The sequence below is a fragment of the Citrobacter sp. UYEF32 genome (assembly GCF_040546205.1).
Lineage (GTDB): Bacteria > Pseudomonadota > Gammaproteobacteria > Enterobacterales > Enterobacteriaceae > Phytobacter > Phytobacter diazotrophicus.
In genome coordinates this window covers 26,057-50,323 of sequence record NZ_JBEPNI010000008.1, presented here as the reverse complement: position 1 = coordinate 50,323, position 24,267 = coordinate 26,057, and the positions used below count along the sequence as shown (strand labels likewise).

Here is a 24,267-nt window from a genome sequence, read left to right as displayed (position 1 = left end):
TTTTAAAAGTTGGCACTCATGCAGGAAAACAACGCGCTTCCCGATACCACGTTTCAACTCACCGACGTCACATTCAGTGTGCCTGGCCGCACGCTGCTGCATCCCCTTTCTCTGACCTTTCCGGTTGGTAAAGTCACTGGCCTTATCGGGCATAACGGTTCAGGGAAATCCACACTGCTGAAAATGCTGGGGCGTCATCAACCGCCTTCGCAGGGAGATGTTCTGCTCGACGGACAGCCGCTGGCAAGTTGGAGCAGTAAATCCTTTGCCCGTAAGGTGGCCTATCTGCCGCAGCAGTTGCCTCAGGCAGAAGGGATGACGGTACGTGAGCTGGTGGCGATTGGTCGGTATCCGTGGCATGGCGCGCTGGGCCGTTTTGGTGTGGCTGACAGAGAGAAAGTGGAAGAGGCGATAGCGCTGGTTGGACTCAAACCACTGGCGCATCGTCTGGTTGATAGCCTGTCCGGCGGTGAACGTCAGCGAGCATGGATTGCCATGCTGGTGGCACAGGATAGCCGTTGTCTGCTTTTGGATGAACCAACCTCGGCGCTGGATATCGCTCATCAGGTGGACGTGCTGGCGCTGGTGCATCGTTTAAGCCAGCAACGCGGGCTGACGGTAATTGCCGTGTTACACGATATCAATATGGCGGCGCGCTATTGCGATTACCTTGTCGCATTACGCGCCGGTGAAATGATTGCCCAGGGGACCCCGGATACACTCATGCGCGCGGAGACTCTCGAACAAATTTACGGTATCCCGATGGGGATTCTTCCTCACCCGTCAGGTGCTGCCCCGGTGAGCTTTGTCTATTGATGGATGGCCTGAACCTGATTAGCCGTCGTCGCCTGTTGACGATGATGGCGCTCTCTCCTTTGCTGTGGCAGATGCGCAGCGCGCAGGCCGCGGAAATCGACACGCAGCGGATTGTCGGTCTGGAGTGGCTGCCGGTCGAACTGCTGCTGGCGCTGGGGATTAAACCTTACGGCATTGCCGATATTCCCAATTACAATCTGTGGGTGAATGAGCCTGCGCTCCCCGCCGGGGTGATTGATGTTGGGCTGCGCACGGAGCCCAATCTGGAACTGCTTACGCAGATGAAACCTTCTTTCCTGGTCTGGTCTGCCGGCTATGGCCCCTCTGCCGATGTACTGGCGAGAATCGCGCCGGGGCAGGGGTTCAATTTTAGCGACGGCAAGAAACCGCTGGCGACGGCACGAAAATCCCTCAACGAGATGGCACAGCTATTCCATATGGAAGCGGCGGCAAAAGCGCATCTGGATACCTTCGATAGCTTTATTGCCGACAGAAAACCGCACTTCAGACCGCGTGGCGAACGCCCGCTGCTGCTGATGACGCTGCTGGATGCACGCCACATGCTGGTCTTTACCCGCAACTGCCTGTTCCAGGAAGTCCTGGATGAGTTTGGTATTCAAAACGCCTGGCAGGGGGAAACCTCGTTCTGGGGAAGCACCGCCGTGGGGATTGATCGCCTGGCGATGTATAAAGACGTCGATGTTCTCTGTTTTGACCACGGTAATGATGCTGATATGCGTAAGTTGATGGCGACCCCGCTGTGGCAGGCGATGCCATTTGTTCGCGCGGGCCGATTCCAGCGCGTACCTGCCGTCTGGTTCTATGGCGCGACGCTCTCTGCCATGCACTTTGTGCGTGTTCTGGATAACGCGCTCGGGGGCAAAGCATGAGAAGACCGTTTGCGTTACTGCCGGGCCTGCTACTGGCGGTGTTATTCATTGCTGGTGCCTGGCTAACCTGGCTGAATTTGAATGCCGCACTTCCCCGTGCACAGTGGGGGCAGGCGCTTTTTTCGCCCAACGTTGATGTGATTGAACAGATGCTGTTCCATTACAGCCTGCTGCCACGACTGGTGATTTCGCTGTTAGTCGGGGCTGGCCTGGGGCTGGTGGGGGTACTGTTCCAGCAGGTCTTACGTAACCCGCTGGCAGAACCTACAACGCTTGGGGTCTCTACCGGCGCGCAACTGGGCATCACCATCGTCACGCTCTGGGCGCTTCCGGGCGCGTTGACCACGCAGTTTGCCGCGCTGGCCGGCGCCTGTGTGGTTGGCGCGCTGGTGTTTGGGGTTGCCTGGGGCAAACGGCTTTCTCCGGTGACGCTCATTCTGGCAGGGCTGGTGGTGAGCCTCTACTGCGGGGCGGTCAACCAGTTGTTGGTGATTTTCCACCACGATGCGCTGCAAAGTATGTTCCTGTGGAGTACCGGTACGCTTACCCAGACCGACTGGAGCGGCGTGCAGCGCCTGTGGCCGCAGTTGATCGGCGGCGTGGTGCTCACCCTGTTGTTGCTGCGACCATTAACATTAATGGGGCTGGATGATGGCGTTGCCCGCAATCTTGGTCTCGCGTTATCAATGGCGCGTCTGGCCGCGCTTACGCTTGCGATCGTACTCAGCGCACTGCTGGTGAATGCGGTCGGGATTATCGGTTTTATCGGCCTGTTTGCACCCTTGTTGGCGAAAATGCTCGGTGCGCGGCGTCTGTTGGCGCGTCTGATGCTCGCCCCCCTGATTGGCGCCCTGATTCTTTGGCTATCTGACCAGCTTATCCTGTGGCTTGCCCGCGTATGGAGAGAGGTCTCCACAGGATCTATGACGGCGCTGATTGGCGCGCCGCTGTTACTGTGGCTGCTGCCGCGTTTGCGCAGCATGAGCGCGCCTTCGATGGATGTCGGGGACAATGTCCCCACGGAACGGCAAAACGTGCAATGGTTTGCGCTGGCCGGGCTGGTTGTATTGCTACTGGGCGTACTGGTGGCTCTTTCGTTCGGACGCGACGCGGAAGGCTGGCGCTGGATTAGCGGTACGATGCTTGACGATCTAATGCAGTGGCGTTTGCCGCGGATTATCGCCGCGCTGACCGCCGGAATCATGCTGGCGGTAGCCGGGTGTATTATTCAGCGCCTGACGGGGAACCCGATGGCAAGCCCGGAAGTGCTGGGGATTAGCTCCGGAGCGGCCTTCGGTGTTGTGGTCATGCTGTTCTTCGTGCCGGGGAATGCGTTTGGCTGGCTGATGCCAGCCGGCAGTCTCGGTGCGGCCATTACGCTGCTGATCATTCTGATTGCCGCCGGTCGCGGGGGCTTTTCGCCGCACCGTATGCTACTGGCCGGGATGGCGCTCAGTACCGCGTTCACCATGCTGTTGATGATGTTGCAGGCAAGCGGCGATCCGCGTATGGCGAAGATCCTGACGTGGATTTCCGGTTCGACCTATCACGCGACCTTTGAGCAGGTGATGCTTACGGGCCTGATGATGGTCGTGCTCCTCGCGCTGGTGCCGTTATGTCGTCGCTGGCTGACGGTATTGCCGCTGGGCGGTGATACGGCGCGTTCGGTGGGGATGGCGTTGACCACATCACGTATCGGGCTATTGCTGCTGGCGGCGGCGTTAACGGCAACCGCAACGATGACCATTGGCCCGCTGAGTTTTATCGGCCTGATGGCACCGCATATCGCGCGTATGATGGGTTTTCGCCGTACCATGCCGCATATCGTTATGTCTGCGCTGACGGGTGGGCTTCTGTTGGTGTTTGCCGACTGGTGCGGGCGGATGATGATGTTTCCCTACCAGGTCCCGGCAGGACTGCTGTCGACCTTTATCGGCGCGCCGTATTTTATCTATTTGTTGAGAAAGCAGAGCCGATAAGCGGTGGAGCGCCGATGCGGCCCTAATGTAGCCCTGGTAAGCGTTGCGCCACCAGGGCGTGTCCCGGATGACGGCGCAAGCGCCTTATCCGGGATACGATTCTGGCTGAACAGGTGCCACGCAAGGCGACACCTGTCTCGTCAGAAATTACAGCTTCGCAAACACGCGGCGTGCTGCATCAACCGTATTGCGGATATCTTCTTCGCTATGCGCGATGGACATAAAACCTGCTTCGAAAGCTGATGGCGCAAAATAGACACCCTCTTCAAGCATCAGATGGAAGAAGCGCTTAAAGCGTTCCACATCGCAGGCCACCACATCCTGATAACAGGTCACTTCCGGCGCATCGGTAAAGAACAGACCGAACATGCCGCCTACGTGGTTGACCACCAGTGGAATACCCTGGCCGCGCGCTGCATCAATCAGGCCATCTGCCAGCAATGCCGTCAGATCATTGAGGGTTTCATGCACGCCCACCAGCGACACTTCGGTCAGGCAGGCATAACCAGCGGCCATGGCAATGGGGTTGCCGGAAAGTGTACCGGCCTGATAGACCGGGCCTGTCGGCGCCAGGGCTTCCATAATGTCGCGGCGGCCACCAAATGCGCCCACCGGCATTCCGCCGCCGATGATTTTACCCAGGCAAGTCAGGTCCGGCGTGACGTCATAGTAAGATTGCGCACCCGCCAGCGCGACGCGGAAGCCGGTCATCACTTCGTCGATAATCAGCAACGCGCCGAACTCATCACAGAGCGCGCGCAGGCCCGGCAGGAAGTCATCTTTCGGCGGAATACAGTTCATGTTACCCGCGACCGGCTCAACGATGATACAGGCGATATCCTGCGGATATTGCTCGAAAGCGTCGCGGACGCTCGACAGATCGTTATAGGTGCACGTCAGGGTATGTTTGGCGAAGTCCGCCGGCACGCCCGGAGAGTTTGGCTGGCCCAGCGTCAATGCGCCGGATCCCGCTTTGACCAGCAGGCAGTCTGCGTGGCCGTGGTAGCAGCCTTCAAATTTGATGATTTTGTCGCGACCGGTAAAACCGCGAGCCAGACGAATCGCACTCATGGTGGCTTCGGTACCGGAGTTCACCATACGCACCATATCCATGGTCGGTACCAGTTGAGTCACCAGTTCGGCCATTTTCACTTCCATCTCGGTCGGCGCGCCAAAACTCAGACCGCGCTGGGCGGCTTCAATTACCGCATTGCGAATAGCCGGATGGTTGTGACCGAGCACCATCGGACCCCAGGAGCCGACGTAATCAATGTAAGCTTTGCCATCGGCGTCGTAGAGGTAAGCGCCGTCAGCGCGCTCAATAAACAGCGGCGTGCCTCCTACGCCGGTGAAGGCGCGTACCGGCGAGTTAACGCCGCCGGGGATAAGTTCGCGTGCGGCGCTGTAGAGGTTTTCTGACTTACTCATGAAATCGTTCCTGGTTTGTTAAAAACAATGGGGCTTATTCTAAGGGATTCCTGGAAGAGGATAAAAGTATTGCGCACGGAAAGGATAGCCACCTCAGAGGGAGAATACTTGAACGAATAACCAGGGTAATAGATAATAGCCAAAATGATCGGGTTATTATTTGCCCAGATCGCAGTATGAATGGGAGCGAAAAATGAGTGACGATGTAGCGCTGCCGCTGCAGTTTACCGACGCAGCAGCCAGTAAAGTGAAAAACCTGATTGCGGATGAAGACAATCCGAACCTGAAACTGCGTGTCTACATTACGGGCGGCGGTTGCAGTGGCTTCCAGTATGGCTTCACGTTTGACGACCAGATCAACGATGGCGACATGACCATTGAGAAACAGGGCGTAGGCCTTGTTGTTGACCCGATGAGTCTGCAATATCTGGTGGGTGGTTCGGTTGATTATACCGAAGGTCTGGAAGGTTCCCGTTTTGTGGTAACCAACCCGAACGCAACAAGCACCTGCGGTTGCGGATCCTCATTCAGCATCTGATCCCTGTTCGGATGCCACAAAAAAGCCGTGTCAGTGACACGGCTTTTTGCTATCTGCCATTCTCATCCAGCGCGAATGTCGGCAGCTTGAGATGCCAGCGTATGGCGGCAAGGCGAATGCCCAATGTGACCACCATTCCAAGCATCGCAGCGTTTTCCAGCGGCACATCAAAAGAGTAAGCCGCTGTTGAATGGACAATGCCGCCAATGATACAAGCGGTGGCGTAGATTTCCGTTCGCAGGATCATCGGTACTTCGCGTGCCAGCACATCACGAATAATCCCACCGCCAACACCGGTCAGCACCCCCATACCCGTTGCGACCAACGGCCCGGTGCCAGCCATAAACGCTTTGTTTACCCCAATACCGACAAATACGGCCAGCCCGACGGCATCAAGCACTGGCAGCACCCATTTCGGCAGACGCCTTGGCTGGCGAACCAGCAAAATCGTCAGCATACAGGTGACCATTGCCACCACCAGGTCGGTCGGATCTTTCACCCAGAATACAGGGCCATGGGCGAGCGCCATATCGCGGATCGTGCCGCCACCGACGGCGGTTACCACGCCTAATACCAGCACACCAAAAGGATCCATCCGGAGTTTTCCGGCAAGCAGCACACCTGAGATGGCAAAAACAGCGGTACCGACAATATCCAGCCAGTAGACGAGCATGGTTTAATCCCCGGTTATTTCACCTGCGCCAGGGCAGGGCAGAGTTGTTGAGCGGCGAGGATAATACGCGGACCGGCGCGCTCAAACCAGTCGCTGGTTAGCGGAATGACCGGAATATCGAGCTGTTTGTGCCAGAATTGTTCGATTTTAGGAATTTCGCTCACATTTCCTGCTACCACGATCGCATGGGGCTCGCGCGCCAGCACTTGCTCACGACTCACCTGGGGCCAGGGAACCCGGCTGGCGGCAAAGATATTCTCGCCCCCGCACAGTTCCAGCACTTCGTTTTGCAGCGAGCCTTTACCGCTGGTGAAAAGCGGTTCTCCGCCAAACTGCAGAAACACCCGTTTTTTCGTCTGCCCGGCATACTGTTTTTTCAGCGCCTGATACTGGGCCAGCAGCTCAGTTGATGCCTGCTGTGCTTGTTTGGGGTGTGGGCTGTATTGTGCGAGCCCGGCTAAAGATTCTGCGACTTGTTCGATGGTTACCGAATCCAGCCACAGCACCTTGATACCCAGCCGTTCCAGTTGATCGACCTGACGTTCCGCATTGCCGCCGCGCCAGGCGAGGACGACGTCGGGTTTTAACGCCACAATCCGCTCGATGTTGAGTCCTTGCCAGGTGGCAACCTGCTCGATTTTTTTCGCCTCAGGGGGAAAGTCTGAATAGCTGCTGACGCCCACAGGCGTGATGCCAGCGGCAAAGGCCATTTCCGTATTCGCAGGAGAGAGGGAGATCACGCGCGGCGCGGCGCAAAGCCACGCCGAAGCAAAAATAAGCAGGGCGGCCAGCGCCCTGAACAAATATTTAGCCACGTGCCAGGTTCTGCACCAGTGTCTCAACCATCAGGCTGGACTGTTTTGCGGCAACCACGAGGAACTCATCAAAGCTCAGGTGGGATTGCTGGTCGGCCACGTCGGAGATGGCGCGCACCACCACAAAGGGTACGCCAAAGTTATGGCAGACATGCGCAATGGCGGTTGCTTCCATTTCAACGGCTACGGCTTGCGGGAAGTTATGGCGAATTTTGGCCAGACCCACGGAGCCGTTAATAAAGGCATCACCGCTGACAATCAGACCGCGAACCGCGTTCAGATTGAGCTGTTTAATGCAGCTTTCTGCCGCAGTAACCAGTTTTTCATCTGCTTTAAAGCCCGCCGGGCAACCGGGCAACTGGCCGAACTCGTAGCCAAATGCTGTGACGTCCGCGTCGTGATAGCGTGCTTCGTCAGAGACCACGATATCGCCGACTTTCAGGGTTGACGCCAGACCACCAGCGGAACCTGTATTGATAATCACATCCGGCTTGCAGCGTTCCAGCAGCAGTGTTGCGCCCATTGCGGCGGCCACTTTGCCGATGCCAGATTTCAGCAGGGCGACTTCTGTACCATTCAGCGTACCGGTGTAAATTTCACAGCCGCCAATGGTCAGCGTCTGACGATTTTCGATTTTGTCACGCAACAGCGTAACTTCTTCTTCCATTGCACCAATAATGCCAATTTTCATGGAGATACTCGCTAATGTGATAAGACAGGGATACGTTTACAGGGCATAGTCTATCATGGCATACACAATTGCATGATACCCCGTGACGCCTCGCTGACAGGAGAGGAAATGGCTGAGATCGATTTTCGCAAAAAAATAAACTGGCATCGTCGCTACCGTTCGCCACAAGGCGTGAAAACTGAGCGCGAAATCCTGCGCATTTTTGAAAGCGATCGCGGGCGGATAATCAACTCGGCGGCGATTCGCCGTCTGCAGCAAAAAACGCAGGTCTTCCCCCTGGAACGTAACGCGGCGGTGCGCACGCGGTTGACCCATTCGCTGGAAGTGCAGCAGGTTGGGCGTTACATCGCCAAAGAGGTGTTAAGCCGCCTGAAAGAGCTTCGTCTGCTTGAAACCTATGGCCTGGATGAACTTACCGGCCCTTTTGAAAGCATTGTTGAGATGGCGTGCCTGATGCACGACATTGGTAATCCGCCATTTGGTCATTTTGGCGAGGCGGCAATCAATGACTGGTTTCGTCAGCGCCTGGCGCCAGAGGATGCTGCCAGCCAGCCTCTGACGGACGATCGCTGCGAAGTGGTGGCGCTGCGTCTGCGGGAGGGGGAAGATGCTCTCAATGCGCTACGCCGTAAGGTGCGCCAGGATCTCAGCCATTTTGAAGGAAATGCGCAGGGTATTCGTCTGGTTCACACCCTGATGCGCATGAATCTGACCTGGGCACAGGTGGGCTGTATTTTAAAATATACCCGGCCTGCCTGGTGGAGTGGTCCACCGCCATCCACCCACAGTTATTTAATGAAAAAGCCGGGTTTTTATTTTTCCGAAGAGACGTATGTCGCCCGGCTGCGTAAAGAACTTGAGCTCGATACTTACAGTCGTTTCCCACTGACCTGGATAATGGAAGCTGCTGATGATATTTCCTATTGCGTAGCTGACCTTGAAGATGCGGTGGAAAAGCGCATTTTTACCGCAGAGCAACTCTATCAGCATCTCTATGACGCCTGGGGTGAACACAGTAAAGGTTCTTTGTTCTCTCAGGTAGTGGAGAACGCCTGGGAGAAATCCCGCGCAAATTCATTAAGCCGCAGCGCCGAAGATCAGTTCTTTATGTATTTACGTGTAAATACCTTAAATAAACTTGTGCCTTATGCCGCGCAGCGATTTATTGAAAACCTACCGCAAATATTCAGCGGAGAATTCAATCACGCCCTGCTGGAAGATGACAGCGATTATAGCCAGCTCCTTGAACTTTATAAAAATGTCGCCATTAAAGAGGTGTTTAGTCATCCCGATGTTGAACAACTGGAGTTACAGGGATATCGCGTAATCAGTGGGCTTTTGGAGATTTATCGTCCGCTACTGCAATTATCGCTGGCGGATTTTTCAGAGCTTGTGGAAAAAGATCGCGTGCGACGTTTGCCGATTGAATCACGCTTGTTCCAGAAGTTATCAACGCGCCATCGACTGGCTTACGTTGAAGCCGTGAGCAAATTATCCCCGGAAGGGAGCGACTTCGCGATAATGGAATATTATCACCGTTGTCGGCTCATCCAGGACTATATCAGCGGAATGACAGATTTATATGCATGGGATGAATACCGCCGCTTGATGGCGGTGGAATAATCGGTTGGGAATTGTAAAGACGGACAATAAATTTTTACTTTTTCCAAAAACTTAATCCCGGAACTTCACGCTATAAAGCGACTCTGAGTTATACATACACAGCCGTTTGCGTTACCAGTAAAGAGATTGAGAGACATGAAAAAAACGACTTTAGCAATGAGTGCACTGGCGTTGGCTTTAAGCCTAGCGCTGTCCCCTGTTTCCGGGATGGCTGCTGAAACCGCCTCATCGGTGTCGACTTCGCAGCAGATGCCAAGCCTGGCACCCATGCTGGAACAGGTCATGCCATCCGTTGTAAGTATTAACGTAGAAGGCAGCACCACGGTTAATACGCCGCGTATGCCGCGTAATTTCCAGCAGTTCTTCGGTGATAATTCCCCGTTCTGCCAGGACGGTTCTCCCTTCCAGAGTTCGCCTTTCTGTCAGGGCGGTGGTGCTCCGGGCGGGCAAGGTGGCCCCGGGGGTGATGGCGCTCAGCAACAGAAATTTATGGCTCTGGGTTCCGGTGTCATCATTGACGCAGCTAAAGGCTATGTCGTGACAAACAACCACGTGGTGGATAATGCGACCTCTATTAAAGTTCAGTTGAGCGATGGCCGTAAATTCGATGCCAAAATCGTTGGTAAAGACCCGCGTTCCGATATCGCACTGGTGCAAATTCAGGATCCGAAAAACCTGACGGCTATTAAGCTGGCTGACTCTGACGCTCTGCGCGTTGGTGATTATACCGTGGCTATCGGTAACCCGTTTGGCCTGGGTGAAACCGTGACCTCAGGTATTGTCTCTGCGCTGGGTCGCAGCGGCCTGAATGCGGAAAACTATGAAAACTTTATCCAGACCGATGCGGCGATCAACCGGGGTAACTCCGGCGGTGCGCTGGTTAACCTGAATGGTGAACTGATCGGTATCAATACCGCCATCCTCGCTCCGGATGGCGGCAACATCGGTATCGGCTTTGCTATCCCAAGTAATATGGTGAAAAACCTGACGGCGCAGATGGTGCAGTATGGCCAGGTACGTCGTGGCGAGCTGGGAATCATGGGGACTGAACTGAACTCTGAGCTGGCGAAAGCGATGAAAGTCGATGCTCAGCGCGGTGCCTTTGTCAGCCAGGTCATGCCAAATTCTGCGGCTGCGAAAGCAGGTGTGAAAGCCGGTGATGTGATTACTTCGCTGAATGGCAAACCGATCAGCAGCTTCGCCGCGCTGCGTGCGGAAGTGGGTTCTATGCCTATCGGCAGCAAAGTGCAACTGGGTCTGGTTCGCGACGGTAAACCTGTGAATGTGAGCCTTGAACTGCAGCAGAGCAGCCAGAATCAGGTCGAGTCCGGCAATATTTTCAGCGGCATTGAAGGCGCTGAAATGAGCAACAATGGTAAAGATGAGGGCGTTGTCGTGAACGTGGTGAAAGCCAACACGCCTGCTGCGCGCATTGGTCTTAAGAAAGGGGATATCATCGTGGGGGCTAACCAGCAACCGGTGAAAAACCTTGGCGAGTTGCGCAAAATCATCGACAGCAAGCCTTCGGTCCTTGCTTTGAATATTCAGCGTGGTGATACTTCAATCTATCTGCTGATGCAGTAACCCGCTTAAGCCCTCTTCTTCCATTCGGGAGAAGAGGGCGCTCTCCTCAGATTTTGTGAGGCCTTCCACAACTCCATACTTCCACCGCCTGCTTTGTGCATTTGCACAGTGCACCCCGTAATTATCTCCCATATGCTTGTGCTCTGCTCACGGGAGGGTTACATGGCTGGCTGGCATCTTGATACTAAAATGGCGCAGGATATCGTGGCGCGCACTATGCGCATCATAGATACAAACATTAACGTGATGGATGCTCGTGGCCGCATTATTGGTAGCGGTGATCGCGAGCGAATTGGGGAATTGCACGAAGGCGCGTTGCTTGTGCTGGCGCAAGGGCGCGTGGTGGATATCGATGATGCGGTGGCCCGTCACCTTCATGGGGTCCGTCAGGGCATCAACTTGCCGTTGCGTCTGGAAGGGGAAATCGTCGGCGTTATTGGCCTGACGGGTGAGCCTGAGTCGTTGCGCAAATATGGCGAGCTGGTGTGTATGACCGCCGAAATGATGCTGGAACAATCCCGGCTGATGCACCTGCTGGCTCAGGACAGTCGTCTGCGTGAAGAGCTGGTAATGAACCTGATTCAGGCAGAAGAGCATACCCCAGCACTTACCGAATGGGCACAGCGTCTGGGCATCGATTTAAATCAGCCGCGTGTGGTTGCCGTGGTGGAGGTCGATAGCGGGCAGTTGGGGGTGGACAGCGCGATGGCGGAACTCCAGCAATTGCAAAATGCCCTGACCACGCCTGAGCGTAATAACCTTATTGCGATTGTCTCGTTGACCGAAATGGTGGTGCTTAAACCGGCACTGAATCAGTTTGGTCGCTGGGATGCCGAAGATCATCGTAAGCGCGTTGAACAACTGATTCAGCGCATGAAAGAGAACGGTCAGTTGCGTTTTCGCGTTGCGCTGGGTAACTACTTTACCGGGCCGGGCAGTATCGCTCGTTCCTACCGTACTGCGCGCACCACTATGATGGTGGGGAAACAGCGCATGCCGGAAAGCCGTAGTTACTTCTATCAGGATTTGATGCTGCCGGTGCTGCTCGACAGTTTACGCGGCGGCTGGCAGGCGAATGAGCTTTCCCGCCCGCTGCAGCGTCTTAAAGCGATGGATAATAATGGCCTTTTGCGCCGTACGCTTTCCGCATGGTTCCGCCACAATGTTCAGCCGCTGGCGACGTCAAAGGCGTTATTTATTCATCGCAATACGCTGGAATATCGTCTGAACCGTATTTCTGAACTCACCGGGTTGGATCTGGGGAACTTTGACGACAGGTTGCTGCTCTATGTGGCGCTGCAACTGGATGAACAGCGGTAAATGAAAGCAAAAAGGCAACCTGGGTTGCCTTTTTAATGTTTGCGCCCTCTCCAGCCAGGAGAGGGACGGGGTGAGGGCATCAGAATGCGTCACTCCCGCATTATTTATTGCGTGTCAGTTTTTCCAGATCGGATTCAATTTCGCTGATCTTATTCGCGACAACGCTTTCCAGATGGCGGAGATCGTCCAGGATCTTCCGTTTCAGATCCACATCTGTCCGATCACGCTGACAGATTTGATCTAACTCGTCGATCACGTAGCGCAGGTTTGGACTGATCTCCTGCACCTCTTTGTATCCCTGACCGATACCATCCGCGACCACCGTTTTGCGCTGACGAGGATATTTAAACTTTACGCTTTTCGCAAAAAACTCGCCTTTGTCCTTGTGGAAATAGATTTTCAGAATGTCGTTGTTTGCTTCCTGACGAAGGCTGTAGCGATCGATTTCATCAGGATTGGTGATGCCTAAACTTTTCAGATTATCGTACATAGCGGTACCCTTAAGCTCAACATAACCTATGAATAATTAACGAAAAAATCTATTTTCGCCACCTGGAAATGCAAAAAAGGCGGGATATGTCACCCTCTCCCGAATCAGGAGAGGGTATGACTTAGTCGATGGTGCGCAGCAGTTCGTTGATGCCGACTTTACCACGCGTTTTGGCATCGACTTTTTTCACGATGACAGCGCAGTACAGGCTGTATTTACCGTCTTTAGACGGCAGGTTGCCTGAAACAACAACGGAACCCGCTGGTACGCGGCCATAGTGAACTTCGCCCGTTTCGCGGTCATAAATACGTGTACTCTGACCAATGTACACGCCCATGGAGATCACGGAACCTTCTTCAACGATAACACCTTCTACTACCTCGGAACGTGCGCCAATAAAGCAATTATCTTCGATAATGGTCGGATTCGCCTGTAATGGCTCCAGAACACCACCAATCCCGACACCGCCAGAGAGGTGAACGTTTTTACCGATCTGCGCGCATGAACCGACAGTCGCCCATGTATCGACCATGGTGCCTTCGTCGACGTAAGCACCGATATTCACATAAGACGGCATCAGCACGGTGTTACGGGCAATGAACGCGCCCTGGCGCACCGCCGCGGGTGGCACGACGCGGAAGCCTTCTTTCTGGAAACGCGCTTCGTCGTAGTCGGCGAACTTCATCGGTACCTTATCGAAGTAGCGGCTTTCCGCACCTTCGATAACTTTATTATCGTTAATGCGGAAAGAGAGCAGTACGGCTTTCTTCAGCCATTGGTGAGTGACCCACTGACCATCAATTTTCTCTGCGACGCGCAGCGCGCCGGAATCTAACAGGGCAATAACCTGGTTAACCGCTTCACGGGTAACGGTATCTGCGTTTGCCGGGGTGATCTCTGCGCGACGCTCGAAAGCGGCTTCAATAACGTTCTGTAACTGCTGCATTGTTAAACTCTTTCCATATAAAAAAACACGTCACCCTTTATCGTTTGGATTGAGGGCCTCTGTCAACCGTTGTTGTACCTCCTTTTGCAGCTCATTATTAAGGCCACGCCGGTCGGCAGTCGCGATTATAAATAAATCTTCTACTCGCTCACCAATTGTCGTAATTCTCGCCCCGTGCAGCGAAATGCCAAGGTCCGCAAACACTTTGCCCACGCGGGCCAGCAGCCCTGGCTGATCCAGCGCGATGAGCTCCAGGAAACTTTTTCGGTCTGTATGTGTCGGCAGGAAATTCACTTCCGTATCGACGGTAAAGTGGCGCAACTTGGCCGGTTGACGACGCGGCTGCGGTGCCTGCCAACTGGGCTGTGTAATCGCCTGTTCCAGGCCAAAGCCGATGGCGTCATGACGATCCGGCGACAGTGGGCTACCGTCTGGTTCCAGGACGATAAATGTATCCATCGCCATGCCATCACGGGTCGTGAAAATCTGTGCGTCGTGCACGCTCAGGTTGCGCCGGTCCAGCTCGGCGCAGACGGCGGCAAACAAATAAGGCCTGTCCGGACTCCAGATAAAAATCTCCGTACCGCCGCGCGTGGCCTGCGGGCTGAGCAGGATCAATGGCTTACTCAGGTCGTGTTGCAACAGATGCCGCGCGTGCCAGGCAAGCTGATTTGGACTGTGGCGGACGAAGTAGTTGGCGCGACAGCGTCCCCAAATCTGATGAAGCTGCTCTTCATTTATATTGTCCATACGCAGCAGCGCCAGCGCCTGGAGCTGATGGTGCCGCACGCGTTCGCGCATATCCGGCGTGTTTTGCATGCCGCGACGCAATTGTTTTTCCGTAGCGAAATAGAGTTCGCGTAGCAGGCTTTGCTTCCAGCTATTCCACAGGGTTTCATTAGTGGCGCAAATATCAGCCACTGTCAGGCACACCAGGAAGCGCAGACGGTTTTCTGTTTGCACTTCTTCGGCGAACTGTTTGATCACCTCCGGATCCTGGATATCACGGCGCTGTGCGGTGACAGACATCAGCAAGTGGTGGCGCACCAGCCAGGCAACCAGTTGTGTTTCCCTGGAGTTGAGACCGTGTAATTCGGCGAATTTCAGCACATCCTGTGCGCCAAGCACGGAGTGGTCGCCCCCGCGTCCTTTGGCGATATCGTGGAACAACGCAGCGATCAGGATAAGCTCGGGATGCGTCAGGCGCGGCCACAGTTCCACGCAAAGCGGATGGCGCTGACGCGTCTCTTCACTGGCGAAACTTTCCAGTTTCAGCATTACCCGGATGGTGTGCTCGTCTACGGTATAGGCATGGAACAGGTCGAACTGCATTTGCCCGACAATGTGCGACCACTGCGGCATATAAGCCCACAAAACGCTATGGCGATGCATTGGCAGCAGGCCACGCTTCACGGCTCCGGGATGACGGAGCATGCTAAGAAATATTGACCGCGCTTCGGGGATATAGCACAACGGCTGCGTCAGGTGGCGTCGCGCATGGCGTAAATGGCGCAAGGTGGTCGAATAGATACCGGTGATACTGCTGTTACGCACCATGATGTAGAACATACGCAGGATGGCCTGCGGCTCGCGGATAAACAGATTGTCATCGCGCAGGTCAATCAGCGTGCCGCGTAGTTGGAATTCATCATCAATGGCGCGCGGCTTTTCATCTTCGGTGAGCGCCAAAATCGCTTCATCAAAGAGTTGCAACAGCATATGGTTCAGTTCGGTCACGCGACGAGTGACGCGGAAAAAATCCTTCATCATATGCTCGACCGGTTGATTCCCCTCACCGACGTAATTCAGGCGTTGAGCAACGCTGAGCTGGCGGTCAAATAGCAGACGGTTGTCATAGCGGTTGAGTTCAAGGTGCAGGGCGAAGCGAATACGCCAGAGCAGGTGCAAACACTCGTTAAGTTCGTTGCGTTCGGCTTCGGTTAAAAAGCCAAACCCAACCATCTCATCCAGGGATGTTGCGCCAAAGTGGCGACGTGCGACCCATTGCAGGGTGTGGATATCGCGCAGGCCGCCAGGGCTGCTTTTGATATCGGGCTCCAGATTGTAGCTGGTGCCGTGATAACGCTGGTGGCGCTCATTTTGTTCGGCCACTTTTGCCGGGAAGAATTTTTCCGATGGCCAGAAATCTTCGCTGAAAATATGCTTTTGCAGTTCAAGAAACAGGGCAACATCGCCAATTAACAGGCGGGATTCAATCAGATTGGTGGCGACCGTTAAATCGGAAAGCCCTTCCTGTAGACACTCGCTTAGCGTACGCACGCTGTGGCCGACTTCCAACTTCACATCCCATAAGAGCGTGAGCAGTTCACCGATTTTTTGTGCCTGTTCGTCAGGCAATTTCGTGCGGCTCAAAATAAGGAGGTCGATATCCGACAGCGGGTGCAGTTCACCGCGACCGTAGCCCCCCACGGCAACCAGCGCGGTATCGCCGATGTCGCCGAAAGCATACTCCAGCCACAGGCGTTGCAGGAGCTGATCGATAAATTCCGTGCGGGCTTCTATCAGTTGTTCGGCAGAAAGGCCGGCGTCAAAAACATGCCCCAGCCATTGCTGAAATGTATCGATATGCGCCTTGATGGCGGCGCAATTCAGTTCGTCCTGTGGCCAGTTCCCGGGATAGTCCGGTTGGCCCGGAAGGGTGGGTTTCACCGTACTGATGAATTGTTCAGAAAATGTATTGCTCATTAACAGGCCACCCATAAGTTGAAGGCAGGACGCGACATTGCCGAACCAGAGAGCGTTCGGGATGCGAAGACATATGCGACAAATTAGAAGAGATAACGAGAAATGAAAAGTCGTTTATATCTATGACGTAGAGCGGGGCGGGGGAGGGGAAGAACGGCCCGCGACGCGGACCGTTAAATACTATCAAGCGGCGGTTAACACAGCATCGATAGTGTCATCTTTACGCAGGGTGAGAATTTCGCACCCTGTATCGGTAACCACAATCGTGTGCTCGTATTGCGCGGAAAGGCTGCGGTCTTTGGTTTTTACCGTCCAGCCATCTTTCATGGTACGAATACGGTAATCGCCTGCGTTCACCATCGGTTCAATGGTGAAGGTCATACCGGCCTGCAGCACTACGCCACCGTCATCCGCATCGTAGTGCAGCACCTGCGGCTCTTCGTGGAAAACGCGACCAATACCGTGTCCGCAATATTCACGGACGACAGAGAAACCTTCCGCTTCCACGAATTTCTGAATGGCTGCACCGAGGGTACGCAGACGGATGCCCGGTTTCACCATTCTCAGCGCCAGATAGAGGCTCTCCTGAGTGATACGGCACAGACGCTCGCCCAAAATAGTAGGTTTGCCGACGATAAACATTTTCGACGTATCGCCATGGTACTCATCTTTAATCACCGTCACGTCGATGTTGACGATATCGCCATCTTTGAGCTGTTTTTCGTCGTCCGGAATGCCGTGACAAACCACTTCATTAATAGAGATGCAAACGGATTTCGGGAAGCCGTGATAGCCAAGGCAGGCGGAGATGGCGTGCTGTTCGTTAACGATATAGTCATTACAGATACGATCCAGCTCACCGGTGCTTACGCCGGGCTTAATGTACGGCTCGATCATTTCCAGCACTTCGGCGGCGAGACGGCCGGCGATGCGCATTTTTTCAATTTCTTCTGGAGTCTTTATTGAGATAGCCATGAATTCTGTCCATCAGCGTCGAATTTTTCGACAATACTAGTCTAAGTGCTGTCAATGGTAACAGTCTGACGAGTCCTGTGCCAAATTGAGAATCATTCTGAACTTCGTCTTTCGTGCCGCCCGTGTACTGCAATGCCTCCTGTAACAGGAAATTCATCGTTCAGTACCGTGCGTAACGCCAACAATTATTGGAGTCTGACGCCTGTTTATGGTATAAAGCGCGCCGGACTTCCGTTCCTCTTCGGAACTGAGGCGACCAAATCTCACTTTGTGTAATAACACACACGTATCGGCACATATTCCGGGGTGCCCTTCGGGGTCGGTAATATGGGATACGTGGAGGCTTAACCCCAACTTTATCTATAGAGGTTTTTACCATGGCAACTGTTTCCATGCGCGACATGCTCAAGGCTGGTGTTCACTTCGGTCACCAGACCCGTTACTGGAACCCGAAAATGAAGCCTTTCATCTTCGGCGCGCGTAACAAAGTTCACATCATCAACCTTGAGAAAACTGTACCGATGTTCAACGAAGCTCTGGCTGAACTGAACAAGATCTCTTCTCGTAAAGGTAAAATCCTTTTCGTTGGTACTAAACGCGCTGCAAGCGAAGCGGTAAAAGAAGCTGCAAACAGCTGCGATCAGTTCTTCGTGAACCATCGCTGGTTGGGCGGCATGCTGACTAACTGGAAAACCGTTCGTCAGTCCATCAAGCGTCTGAAAGACCTGGAAACTCAGTCTCAGGACGGTACTTTCGACAAGCTGACCAAGAAAGAAGCGCTGATGCGTACTCGTGAGCTTGAGAAACTGGAAAACAGCCTGGGCGGTATCAAAGACATGGGCGGCCTGCCGGACGCACTGTTCGTTATCGATGCTGACCATGAGCACATTGCTATCAAAGAAGCGAACAACCTGGGTATCCCAGTATTCTCTATCGTTGATACCAACTCTGATCCAGATGGCGTTGATTTCGTTATCCCGGGTAACGACGATGCAATCCGTGCTGTGACCCTGTACCTGAATGCTGTTGCTGCGACCGTCCGTGAAGGCCGTTCTCAGGATCTGGCTACCCAAGCGGAAGAAAGCTTCGTAGAAGCTGAATAATAAGGTTTGCTCTTTTAGAGCCCTTATTAACCAGGTAGTTACAAGTTTGGTTAGGGGGCCTGTCTCAGGCCCCTTTTTTACTTTCATATCTGTGCGGTTCTTCGAACCGGGCAGGTCAAATTCTCCCGAGGAATAAAGAATGGCTGAAATTACCGCATCCCTGGTAAAAGAGCTGCGTGAACGTACTGGCGCAGGCATGATGGATTGCAAAAAAGCACTGACTGAAGCTAACGGCGACATCGAGCTGGCAATCGAAAACATGCGTAAATCTGGTGCAATCAAAGCTGCGAAAAAAGCAGGCAACGTTGCTGCTGACGGCGTGATCATCACCAAGATCGACGGCACCTACGGTATCATTCTGGAAGTTAACTGCCAGACTGACTTCGTTGCGAAAGACGGTGGTTTCCAGGCATTTGCTAACAAAGTTCTGGACGCAGCTGTTGCAGGCAAAATCACTGACGTTGAAGTTCTGAAAGCACAGTTCGAAGAAGAACGTGTAGCGCTGGTTGCTAAAATCGGTGAGAACATCAACATCCGTCGTGTTGCTTCCCTTGAAGGCGAAGTGCTGGGTTCTTACCTGCACGGCGCACGTATCGGTGTTCTGGTTGCGGCTAAAGGCGCAGACGAAGAGCTGGTTAAACAGCTGGCTATGCACATCGCTGCAAGCAAACCAGAATTCGTTAAGCCGGAAGATGTGTCTGCTGAAGTGGTAGAAAAAGAGTACCAGGTTCAGTTGGACATCGCCATGCAGTCTGGCAAACCGAAAGAAATCGCTGAGAAAATGGTTGAAGGCCGCATGAAGAAATTCACCGGCGAAGTTTCTCTGACGGGTCAGCCTTTCGTTATGGATCCGAGCAAAACCGTTGGCCAACTGCTGAAAGAGCAGGGCGCTGATGTGACTAACTTCATCCGCTTCGAAGTGGGCGAAGGTATCGAGAAAGTTGAGACTGACTTCGCAGCAGAAGTTGCTGCAATGTCCAAGCAGTCTTAATTATTAAAGCAGCCGCCTGAGGGCGGCTTCTTTTTGTTCCCGTCAGAGTAAAATCAGCCAATCGCTATAGTGTTTGCGCTGACAGGCGACGTATCATATCGCCGGATTTAAACCCGTCTAATTGTTGACAGTCTCAGGAAAGAAACATGGCTACCAATGCAAAACCCGTCTATAAACGCATTCTGCTTAAGCTGAGCGGCGAAGCCCTGCAGGGTTCCGAAGGTTTCGGTATTGATGCAAGCATCCTTGACCGCATGGCGCAAGAAATCAAAGAACTTGTTGAACTGGGTGTTCAGGTTGGGGTGGTAATTGGTGGCGGTAACTTGTTCCGTGGGGCTGGCCTGGCGAAAGCGGGTATGAACCGCGTGGTGGGTGACCACATGGGCATGCTGGCTACGGTCATGAATGGCCTGGCAATGCGCGACGCGCTGCATCGCGCCTATGTGAATGCCCGCCTGATGTCCGCATTTCCGCTGAACGGCGTGTGTGACAATTACAGCTGGGCTGAGGCGATCAGCCTGCTGCGTAACAATCGTGTTGTGATCTTTAGTGCCGGTACGGGTAACCCGTTCTTTACGACTGATTCCGCTGCCTGCCTGCGCGGCATTGAGATAGAAGCGGATGTCGTACTGAAAGCCACCAAGGTTGATGGCGTGTTTACTGCCGATCCGGCAAAAGATCCGGCTGCGACCATGTACGATCAGCTCAGTTATACCGAAGTTCTTGATAAAGAACTGAAAGTAATGGATCTTGCCGCCTTTACCCTGGCCCGCGACCATAAATTACCTATCCGCGTGTTCAACATGAACAAGCCGGGCGCGTTGCGTCGTGTGGTAATGGGCGAAAATGAAGGCACTTTGATTACGGAATAATTCCCGTAAGCAACAAATAAGGGTAAGATTCCGCCTTAATTTATTTAGCAGTTCTGTCAGGCATCTTCACGGTGCCTTGTACTGAACGAGACTATACTAACCACTCAAGTGGCGTATGGTTTGCCTGAGACAAGATTTCAAGGATTCGTAACGTGATTAGCGATATCAGAAAAGATGCTGAAGTGCGCATGGAAAAATGCGTAGAATCATTCAAAACCCAAATCAGCAAAGTGCGCACTGGCCGTGCTTCCCCGAGCCTTCTGGATGGTATCGTCGTTGAGTATTACGGTACTCCGACGCCGCTGCGCCAGCTGGCGAACGTAACGGTAGAAGACTCCCGTACGCTGAAAATCAACGTGTTCGATCGTTCTATGGGCCCGGCCGTTGAGAAAGCCATCATGGCGTCCGACCTCGGTCTGAACCCAAGCTCCGCCGGGACCGACATTCGCGTTCCGCTGCCGCCGCTGACCGAAGAACGTCGTAAAGACCTGACCAAAATTGTTCGTGGCGAAGCTGAACAAGCGCGCGTTGCTGTTCGTAACGTACGTCGTGATGCGAACGATAAAGTCAAAGCGCTGCTGAAAGATAAAGAAATCAGTGAAGATGATGACCGTCGTTCTCAGGAAGACGTGCAGAAACTGACTGACGCTGCAATCAAAAAAGTCGATGCGGCGCTGGCGGATAAAGAAGCAGAACTGATGCAGTTCTGATTCGAAAACCGACGAAAAACGCCGTACAGAGAGCCGCCAAGGGGGCTTTGCTGGCGGCGTTTTGCTTTTAATCTGCACAATATTGTGAGCGTTTCATGAAGCATTTAACCCTTCTGGGCTCAACAGGTTCTATTGGTTGCAGCACGCTCGATGTGGTTCGCCACAATCCCGATCGCTTTTCCATTACTGCCCTGGTTGCGGGTAAAAATGTTACCCGTATGGTGGAACAATGCCTGGAATTCACCCCGCGTTTTGCGGTGATGGACGATGAAGCCAGTGCGCGTCAGCTAAAAGCTGAATTACAGCAACAGGGCTGCCCGACGCAGGTCATGAGTGGTCAGCAGGCGGCCTGTGAGATGGCTGCGCTCGATGAGGTCGACCAGGTGATGGCGGCGATTGTTGGCGCTGCTGGCCTTGTGCCTACGCTTGCGGCTATCCGCGCGGGTAAAACCGTGCTGCTTGCCAATAAAGAGTCGCTGGTGACCTGCGGACGTCTTTTTATGGACGCAGTGAAAGAGAGCGGGGCGCAGCTCCTCCCGGTGGATAGCGAACATAACGCTATTTTTCAGAGTTTACCGGAAACAATCCAACAAAACCTGGGGTACGCTGATTTAGAGCAGAATGGCGTTTCGTCTATTCTGCTTACCGGGTCTGGTGGCCCGTTCCGTGAAACGCCTATGTCCGAACTGGCCTCAATGACGCCGGATCAGGCATGTCGTCATCCGAACTGGTCGATGGGGAGAAAGATCTCCGTTGATTCCGCCACCATGATGAACAAAGGTCTGGAATACATTGAAGCGCGCTGGTTATTCAACGCTTCTGCCCGCCAGATGGAAGTGCTTATTCACCCGCAATCGGTGATCCACTCCATGGTGCGTTATCAGGACGGCAGTGTTTTAGCGCAGCTTGGTGAACCGGATATGCGTACACCGATTGCACATACTATGGCCTGGCCTGAACGTGTGCCCTCCGGCGCCAATGCCCTCGATTTTTGTAAATTGAGCGCGTTGAGTTTTGCCGCACCTGATTATGACCGCTACCCTTGCCTGAAACTGGCGATAGATGCGTTTGCACAGGGGCAGGCAGCGACCACGGCGCTGAATGCGGCTAATGAGGTAACGGTGTCGGCATTTCTGGCTTCCGCTATCCGTTTTACGGATATTGCTGCGCTGAATCTGTCTGTTCTGGAACAGATGGTATTAAGCGAACCACAAAGTATTGATGATGTATTGGCTGTAGATCGGCTAGCACGTGACGTAGCGCAAAAACAAGTGACGCGCTTCGCAAGCTGGTGATAATCCAGCCACTAACAGTCATGCTATTTGTTAGCGTTGGGCTTCGGTGATATAGTCTGCGCCATCCATCAGCCTGTTTAATGTCGGGCTGTCAGGGGAAGCCGTGGTTGACACGGCTTTTTTGCGTAAAGGCTTTTGTATTCCTGAGTACCGCTAAATCCTTTTCAGGGACTAAAACGCGTTATGTTGTCTGCGAATCAACCAATGAGCGAAAATTTGCCAGCACATGGCTGTCGCCATGTAGCAATCATTATGGACGGCAATGGTCGCTGGGCGAAAAGACAAGGAAAGATAAGGGCATTTGGACACAGAGCGGGTGCGAAATCAGTCCGCCGGGCCGTTTCTTTTGCTGCCAACAGCGGGATTGATGCGTTAACGCTTTACGCGTTCAGTAGTGAGAACTGGAATCGTCCAGCGCAGGAAGTCAGTGCGCTAATGGAATTATTTGTCTGGGCGCTGGACAGTGAAGTGAAGAGCCTGCACCGACATAATGTGCGTTTGCGCATTATTGGTGATACCAGCCGTTTCAACGCGCGTCTGCAAGAGCGTATTCGTAAAGCGGAAGCGTTGACTGCCCAGAATACGGGGCTGACGCTAAATATCGCGGCGAATTATGGCGGACGCTGGGATATCGTACAGGGAGTACGGCAATTGGCCGTTCAGGTTCAGGAAGGGGTATTGCATCCTGACCAAATTGATGAAGATTTGCTGAGTCAGCAAATCTGTATGCATGAACTGGCACCTGTAGATTTAGTGATTAGGACGGGTGGGGAACATCGCATAAGTAACTTTTTACTTTGGCAAATTGCCTATGCCGAACTTTACTTTACGGATGTTCTTTGGCCCGATTTTGATGAACAAGACTTTGAAGGTGCGCTGCATGCCTTTGCCAATCGAGAGCGTCGTTTCGGCGGCACCGAGCCAGGTGGCGACAAAGCCTGATGGGGGTAGCTTTTGCTGAAGTATCGCCTGATTTCTGCGTTTGTATTAATACCCATTGTCATTGCTGCATTGTTCTTATTGCCGCCTGTGGGTTTTGCGATTGTTACGCTTGCCGTTTGCATGCTGGCTGCATGGGAATGGGGACAACTGAGCGGTTTTACGTCACGGACACAGCGTGTCTGGCTGGCGGTATTATGCGGGCTGGTGTTGGCACTGATGTTGTTTATGCTGCCGGAGTACCATCATAATATTCATCAGCCAGTCGTCGAGGTTTCACTTTGGGCTTCGCTTGTCTGGTGGGTTATCGCTCTGGTGCTGGTGCTGGGTTATCCTGCATCTGCAGCAATTTGGCGTAATTCGAAACCTATACGGTTGATTTTCGGCATTCTCACAATTATTCCTTTTTTCTGGGGTATGCTGGCGCTGCGGTCATGGCATTACGCTGATAATCACTACAGCGGGGCGTTATGGTTGCTGTATATCATGATCCTGGTATGGGGCGCAGATTCCGGTGCGTATATGTTTGGCAAACTGTTTGGCAAACATAAGCTGGCACCGAAGGTGTCACCGGGAAAAACCTGGCAAGGCTTTATTGGCGGCTTGTTTACCGCAGGAATTATTTCCTGGGGATATGGTGCGTGGGCAAATCTCGAAGTTGCGCCATCAACATTATTACTCTGTTCTGTGATCGCGGCGCTGGCCTCGGTGCTGGGCGATCTGACGGAAAGCATGTTTAAGCGTGAAGCCGGTATTAAAGACAGTGGTCATTTAATCCCCGGTCACGGTGGTATACTTGACCGCATCGACAGCCTGACGGCGGCGGTTCCTGTATTTGCCTGTCTGCTGTTACTGGTTTTCAGGACGATTTAACGGACGGTTT

22 protein-coding genes are annotated in these 24,267 nt (G+C 53.5%); 14 read left to right on the top strand and 8 right to left on the bottom strand.

Annotated elements, in window-relative coordinates; genetic code table 11:
- Positions 1-18 precede the first annotated feature (18 nt).
- Genes fhuC through fhuB form a run of 3 tightly spaced genes read left to right on the top strand, consistent with a single transcriptional unit; the run spans position 19 to position 3,685 of the window.
- Positions 19-816, top strand: coding sequence for a Fe3+-hydroxamate ABC transporter ATP-binding protein FhuC (gene fhuC, locus ABIB59_RS21440; protein WP_125125298.1), 798 nt, complete (start codon positions 19-21; stop codon positions 814-816).
- A complete protein-coding gene (gene fhuD / locus ABIB59_RS21435; protein WP_079497224.1) occupies positions 816-1,706 on the top strand; it encodes a Fe(3+)-hydroxamate ABC transporter substrate-binding protein FhuD in 891 nt (296 codons plus the stop codon). The genes fhuC and fhuD overlap by 1 nt, the downstream gene beginning before the upstream one ends.
- Positions 1,703-3,685 (top strand): Fe(3+)-hydroxamate ABC transporter permease FhuB, encoded by a 1,983-nt coding sequence (gene fhuB, locus ABIB59_RS21430; RefSeq protein WP_079497223.1) that lies wholly within the window; start codon positions 1,703-1,705, stop codon positions 3,683-3,685. Before fhuD ends, fhuB begins: the two co-directional genes overlap by 4 nt.
- Before the next feature lie 147 nt (positions 3,686-3,832).
- On the opposite strand, the gene hemL is transcribed toward fhuB, so the two are convergent.
- Positions 3,833-5,113 (bottom strand): glutamate-1-semialdehyde 2,1-aminomutase, encoded by a 1,281-nt coding sequence (hemL, locus tag ABIB59_RS21425; protein ID WP_079497221.1) that lies wholly within the window; start codon positions 5,111-5,113, stop codon positions 3,833-3,835.
- A gap of 193 nt (positions 5,114-5,306) precedes the next feature.
- Here hemL and erpA point away from each other — a divergent pair, with 193 nt between their 5' ends.
- Entirely contained in the window at positions 5,307-5,651 is a 345-nt protein-coding gene (gene erpA, locus ABIB59_RS21420) for an iron-sulfur cluster insertion protein ErpA (RefSeq protein ID WP_039078421.1), read from the top strand.
- Positions 5,652-5,700: 49 nt separating this feature from the next.
- Here erpA and ABIB59_RS21415 read toward each other — a convergent pair whose 3' ends face one another.
- Genes ABIB59_RS21415 through mtnN form a run of 3 tightly spaced genes read right to left on the bottom strand, consistent with a single transcriptional unit; the run spans position 5,701 to position 7,830 of the window.
- Positions 5,701-6,324 carry a TRIC cation channel family protein gene (locus ABIB59_RS21415; protein ID WP_039078422.1) on the bottom strand — a complete coding sequence of 208 codons (624 nt, stop codon included), beginning with the start codon at positions 6,322-6,324 and terminating at the stop codon, positions 5,701-5,703.
- A gap of 14 nt (positions 6,325-6,338) precedes the next feature.
- The gene (gene btuF / locus ABIB59_RS21410; RefSeq protein ID WP_039078423.1) at positions 6,339-7,139 is read right to left on the bottom strand and encodes a vitamin B12 ABC transporter substrate-binding protein BtuF; all 801 of its coding nucleotides are present in this window, start codon (positions 7,137-7,139) and stop codon (positions 6,339-6,341) included.
- Positions 7,132-7,830, bottom strand: coding sequence for a 5'-methylthioadenosine/S-adenosylhomocysteine nucleosidase (gene mtnN, locus ABIB59_RS21405; protein ID WP_039078424.1), 699 nt, complete (start codon positions 7,828-7,830; stop codon positions 7,132-7,134). The genes btuF and mtnN overlap by 8 nt, the downstream gene beginning before the upstream one ends.
- A 108-nt stretch (positions 7,831-7,938) precedes the next feature.
- On the opposite strand from mtnN, the gene dgt reads away from it, so the two are divergent.
- The 3 genes from dgt to cdaR all read left to right on the top strand — a co-directional run bounded on the left by dgt (position 7,939) and on the right by cdaR (position 12,357).
- On the top strand, positions 7,939-9,453 hold the full coding sequence (gene dgt, locus ABIB59_RS21400; protein WP_193795155.1) for a dGTPase: 1,515 nt from the start codon (positions 7,939-7,941) through the stop codon (positions 9,451-9,453).
- A 135-nt stretch (positions 9,454-9,588) separates the two neighbouring features.
- On the top strand, positions 9,589-11,037 hold the full coding sequence (gene degP / locus ABIB59_RS21395; protein WP_354036965.1) for a serine endoprotease DegP: 1,449 nt from the start codon (positions 9,589-9,591) through the stop codon (positions 11,035-11,037).
- Between the two features lie 162 nt (positions 11,038-11,199).
- Positions 11,200-12,357, top strand: a complete 1,158-nt coding sequence (gene cdaR / locus ABIB59_RS21390) for a DNA-binding transcriptional regulator CdaR (protein WP_039078427.1) — start codon at positions 11,200-11,202, stop codon at positions 12,355-12,357.
- Positions 12,358-12,457: 100 nt separating this feature from the next.
- Here the strand turns inward: cdaR and ABIB59_RS21385 are convergent, their stop codons facing one another.
- The 4 genes from ABIB59_RS21385 to map all read right to left on the bottom strand — a co-directional run bounded on the left by ABIB59_RS21385 (position 12,458) and on the right by map (position 17,474).
- On the bottom strand, positions 12,458-12,847 hold the full coding sequence (locus tag ABIB59_RS21385; RefSeq protein WP_039078428.1) for a DUF3461 family protein: 390 nt from the start codon (positions 12,845-12,847) through the stop codon (positions 12,458-12,460).
- A gap of 121 nt (positions 12,848-12,968) precedes the next feature.
- On the bottom strand, positions 12,969-13,793 hold the full coding sequence (dapD, locus tag ABIB59_RS21380) for a 2,3,4,5-tetrahydropyridine-2,6-dicarboxylate N-succinyltransferase (RefSeq protein WP_039078429.1): 825 nt from the start codon (positions 13,791-13,793) through the stop codon (positions 12,969-12,971).
- Positions 13,794-13,823: 30 nt separating this feature from the next.
- Positions 13,824-16,499, bottom strand: a complete 2,676-nt coding sequence (gene glnD / locus ABIB59_RS21375) for a bifunctional uridylyltransferase/uridylyl-removing protein GlnD (RefSeq protein ID WP_354036962.1) — start codon at positions 16,497-16,499, stop codon at positions 13,824-13,826.
- A gap of 183 nt (positions 16,500-16,682) precedes the next feature.
- Positions 16,683-17,474, bottom strand: coding sequence for a type I methionyl aminopeptidase (gene map, locus ABIB59_RS21370; protein WP_039078431.1), 792 nt, complete (start codon positions 17,472-17,474; stop codon positions 16,683-16,685).
- 377 nt (positions 17,475-17,851) lie between these two features.
- On the opposite strand from map, the gene rpsB reads away from it, so the two are divergent.
- The 7 genes from rpsB to cdsA all read left to right on the top strand — a co-directional run bounded on the left by rpsB (position 17,852) and on the right by cdsA (position 24,257).
- Entirely contained in the window at positions 17,852-18,577 is a 726-nt protein-coding gene (gene rpsB, locus ABIB59_RS21365; protein WP_039078432.1) for a 30S ribosomal protein S2, read from the top strand.
- 139 nt (positions 18,578-18,716) lie between these two features.
- Positions 18,717-19,568: a translation elongation factor Ts gene (tsf, locus tag ABIB59_RS21360; RefSeq protein ID WP_039078433.1), complete on the top strand. Its 852-nt coding sequence runs from the start codon at positions 18,717-18,719 to the stop codon at positions 19,566-19,568.
- Positions 19,569-19,714: 146 nt separating this feature from the next.
- Positions 19,715-20,440 (top strand): UMP kinase, encoded by a 726-nt coding sequence (gene pyrH, locus ABIB59_RS21355; RefSeq protein ID WP_039078434.1) that lies wholly within the window; start codon positions 19,715-19,717, stop codon positions 20,438-20,440.
- Between the two features lie 152 nt (positions 20,441-20,592).
- Positions 20,593-21,150 (top strand): ribosome recycling factor, encoded by a 558-nt coding sequence (gene frr, locus ABIB59_RS21350; RefSeq protein ID WP_039078435.1) that lies wholly within the window; start codon positions 20,593-20,595, stop codon positions 21,148-21,150.
- A 95-nt stretch (positions 21,151-21,245) separates the two neighbouring features.
- A complete protein-coding gene (ispC, locus tag ABIB59_RS21345) occupies positions 21,246-22,445 on the top strand; it encodes a 1-deoxy-D-xylulose-5-phosphate reductoisomerase (protein ID WP_193795158.1) in 1,200 nt (399 codons plus the stop codon).
- Positions 22,446-22,628: 183 nt separating this feature from the next.
- On the top strand, positions 22,629-23,387 hold the full coding sequence (gene ispU, locus ABIB59_RS21340) for a (2E,6E)-farnesyl-diphosphate-specific ditrans,polycis-undecaprenyl-diphosphate synthase (protein ID WP_039078437.1): 759 nt from the start codon (positions 22,629-22,631) through the stop codon (positions 23,385-23,387).
- 12 nt (positions 23,388-23,399) lie between these two features.
- The gene (gene cdsA, locus ABIB59_RS21335; protein ID WP_039078438.1) at positions 23,400-24,257 is read left to right on the top strand and encodes a phosphatidate cytidylyltransferase; all 858 of its coding nucleotides are present in this window, start codon (positions 23,400-23,402) and stop codon (positions 24,255-24,257) included.
- Positions 24,258-24,267: the final 10 nt, after the last annotated feature.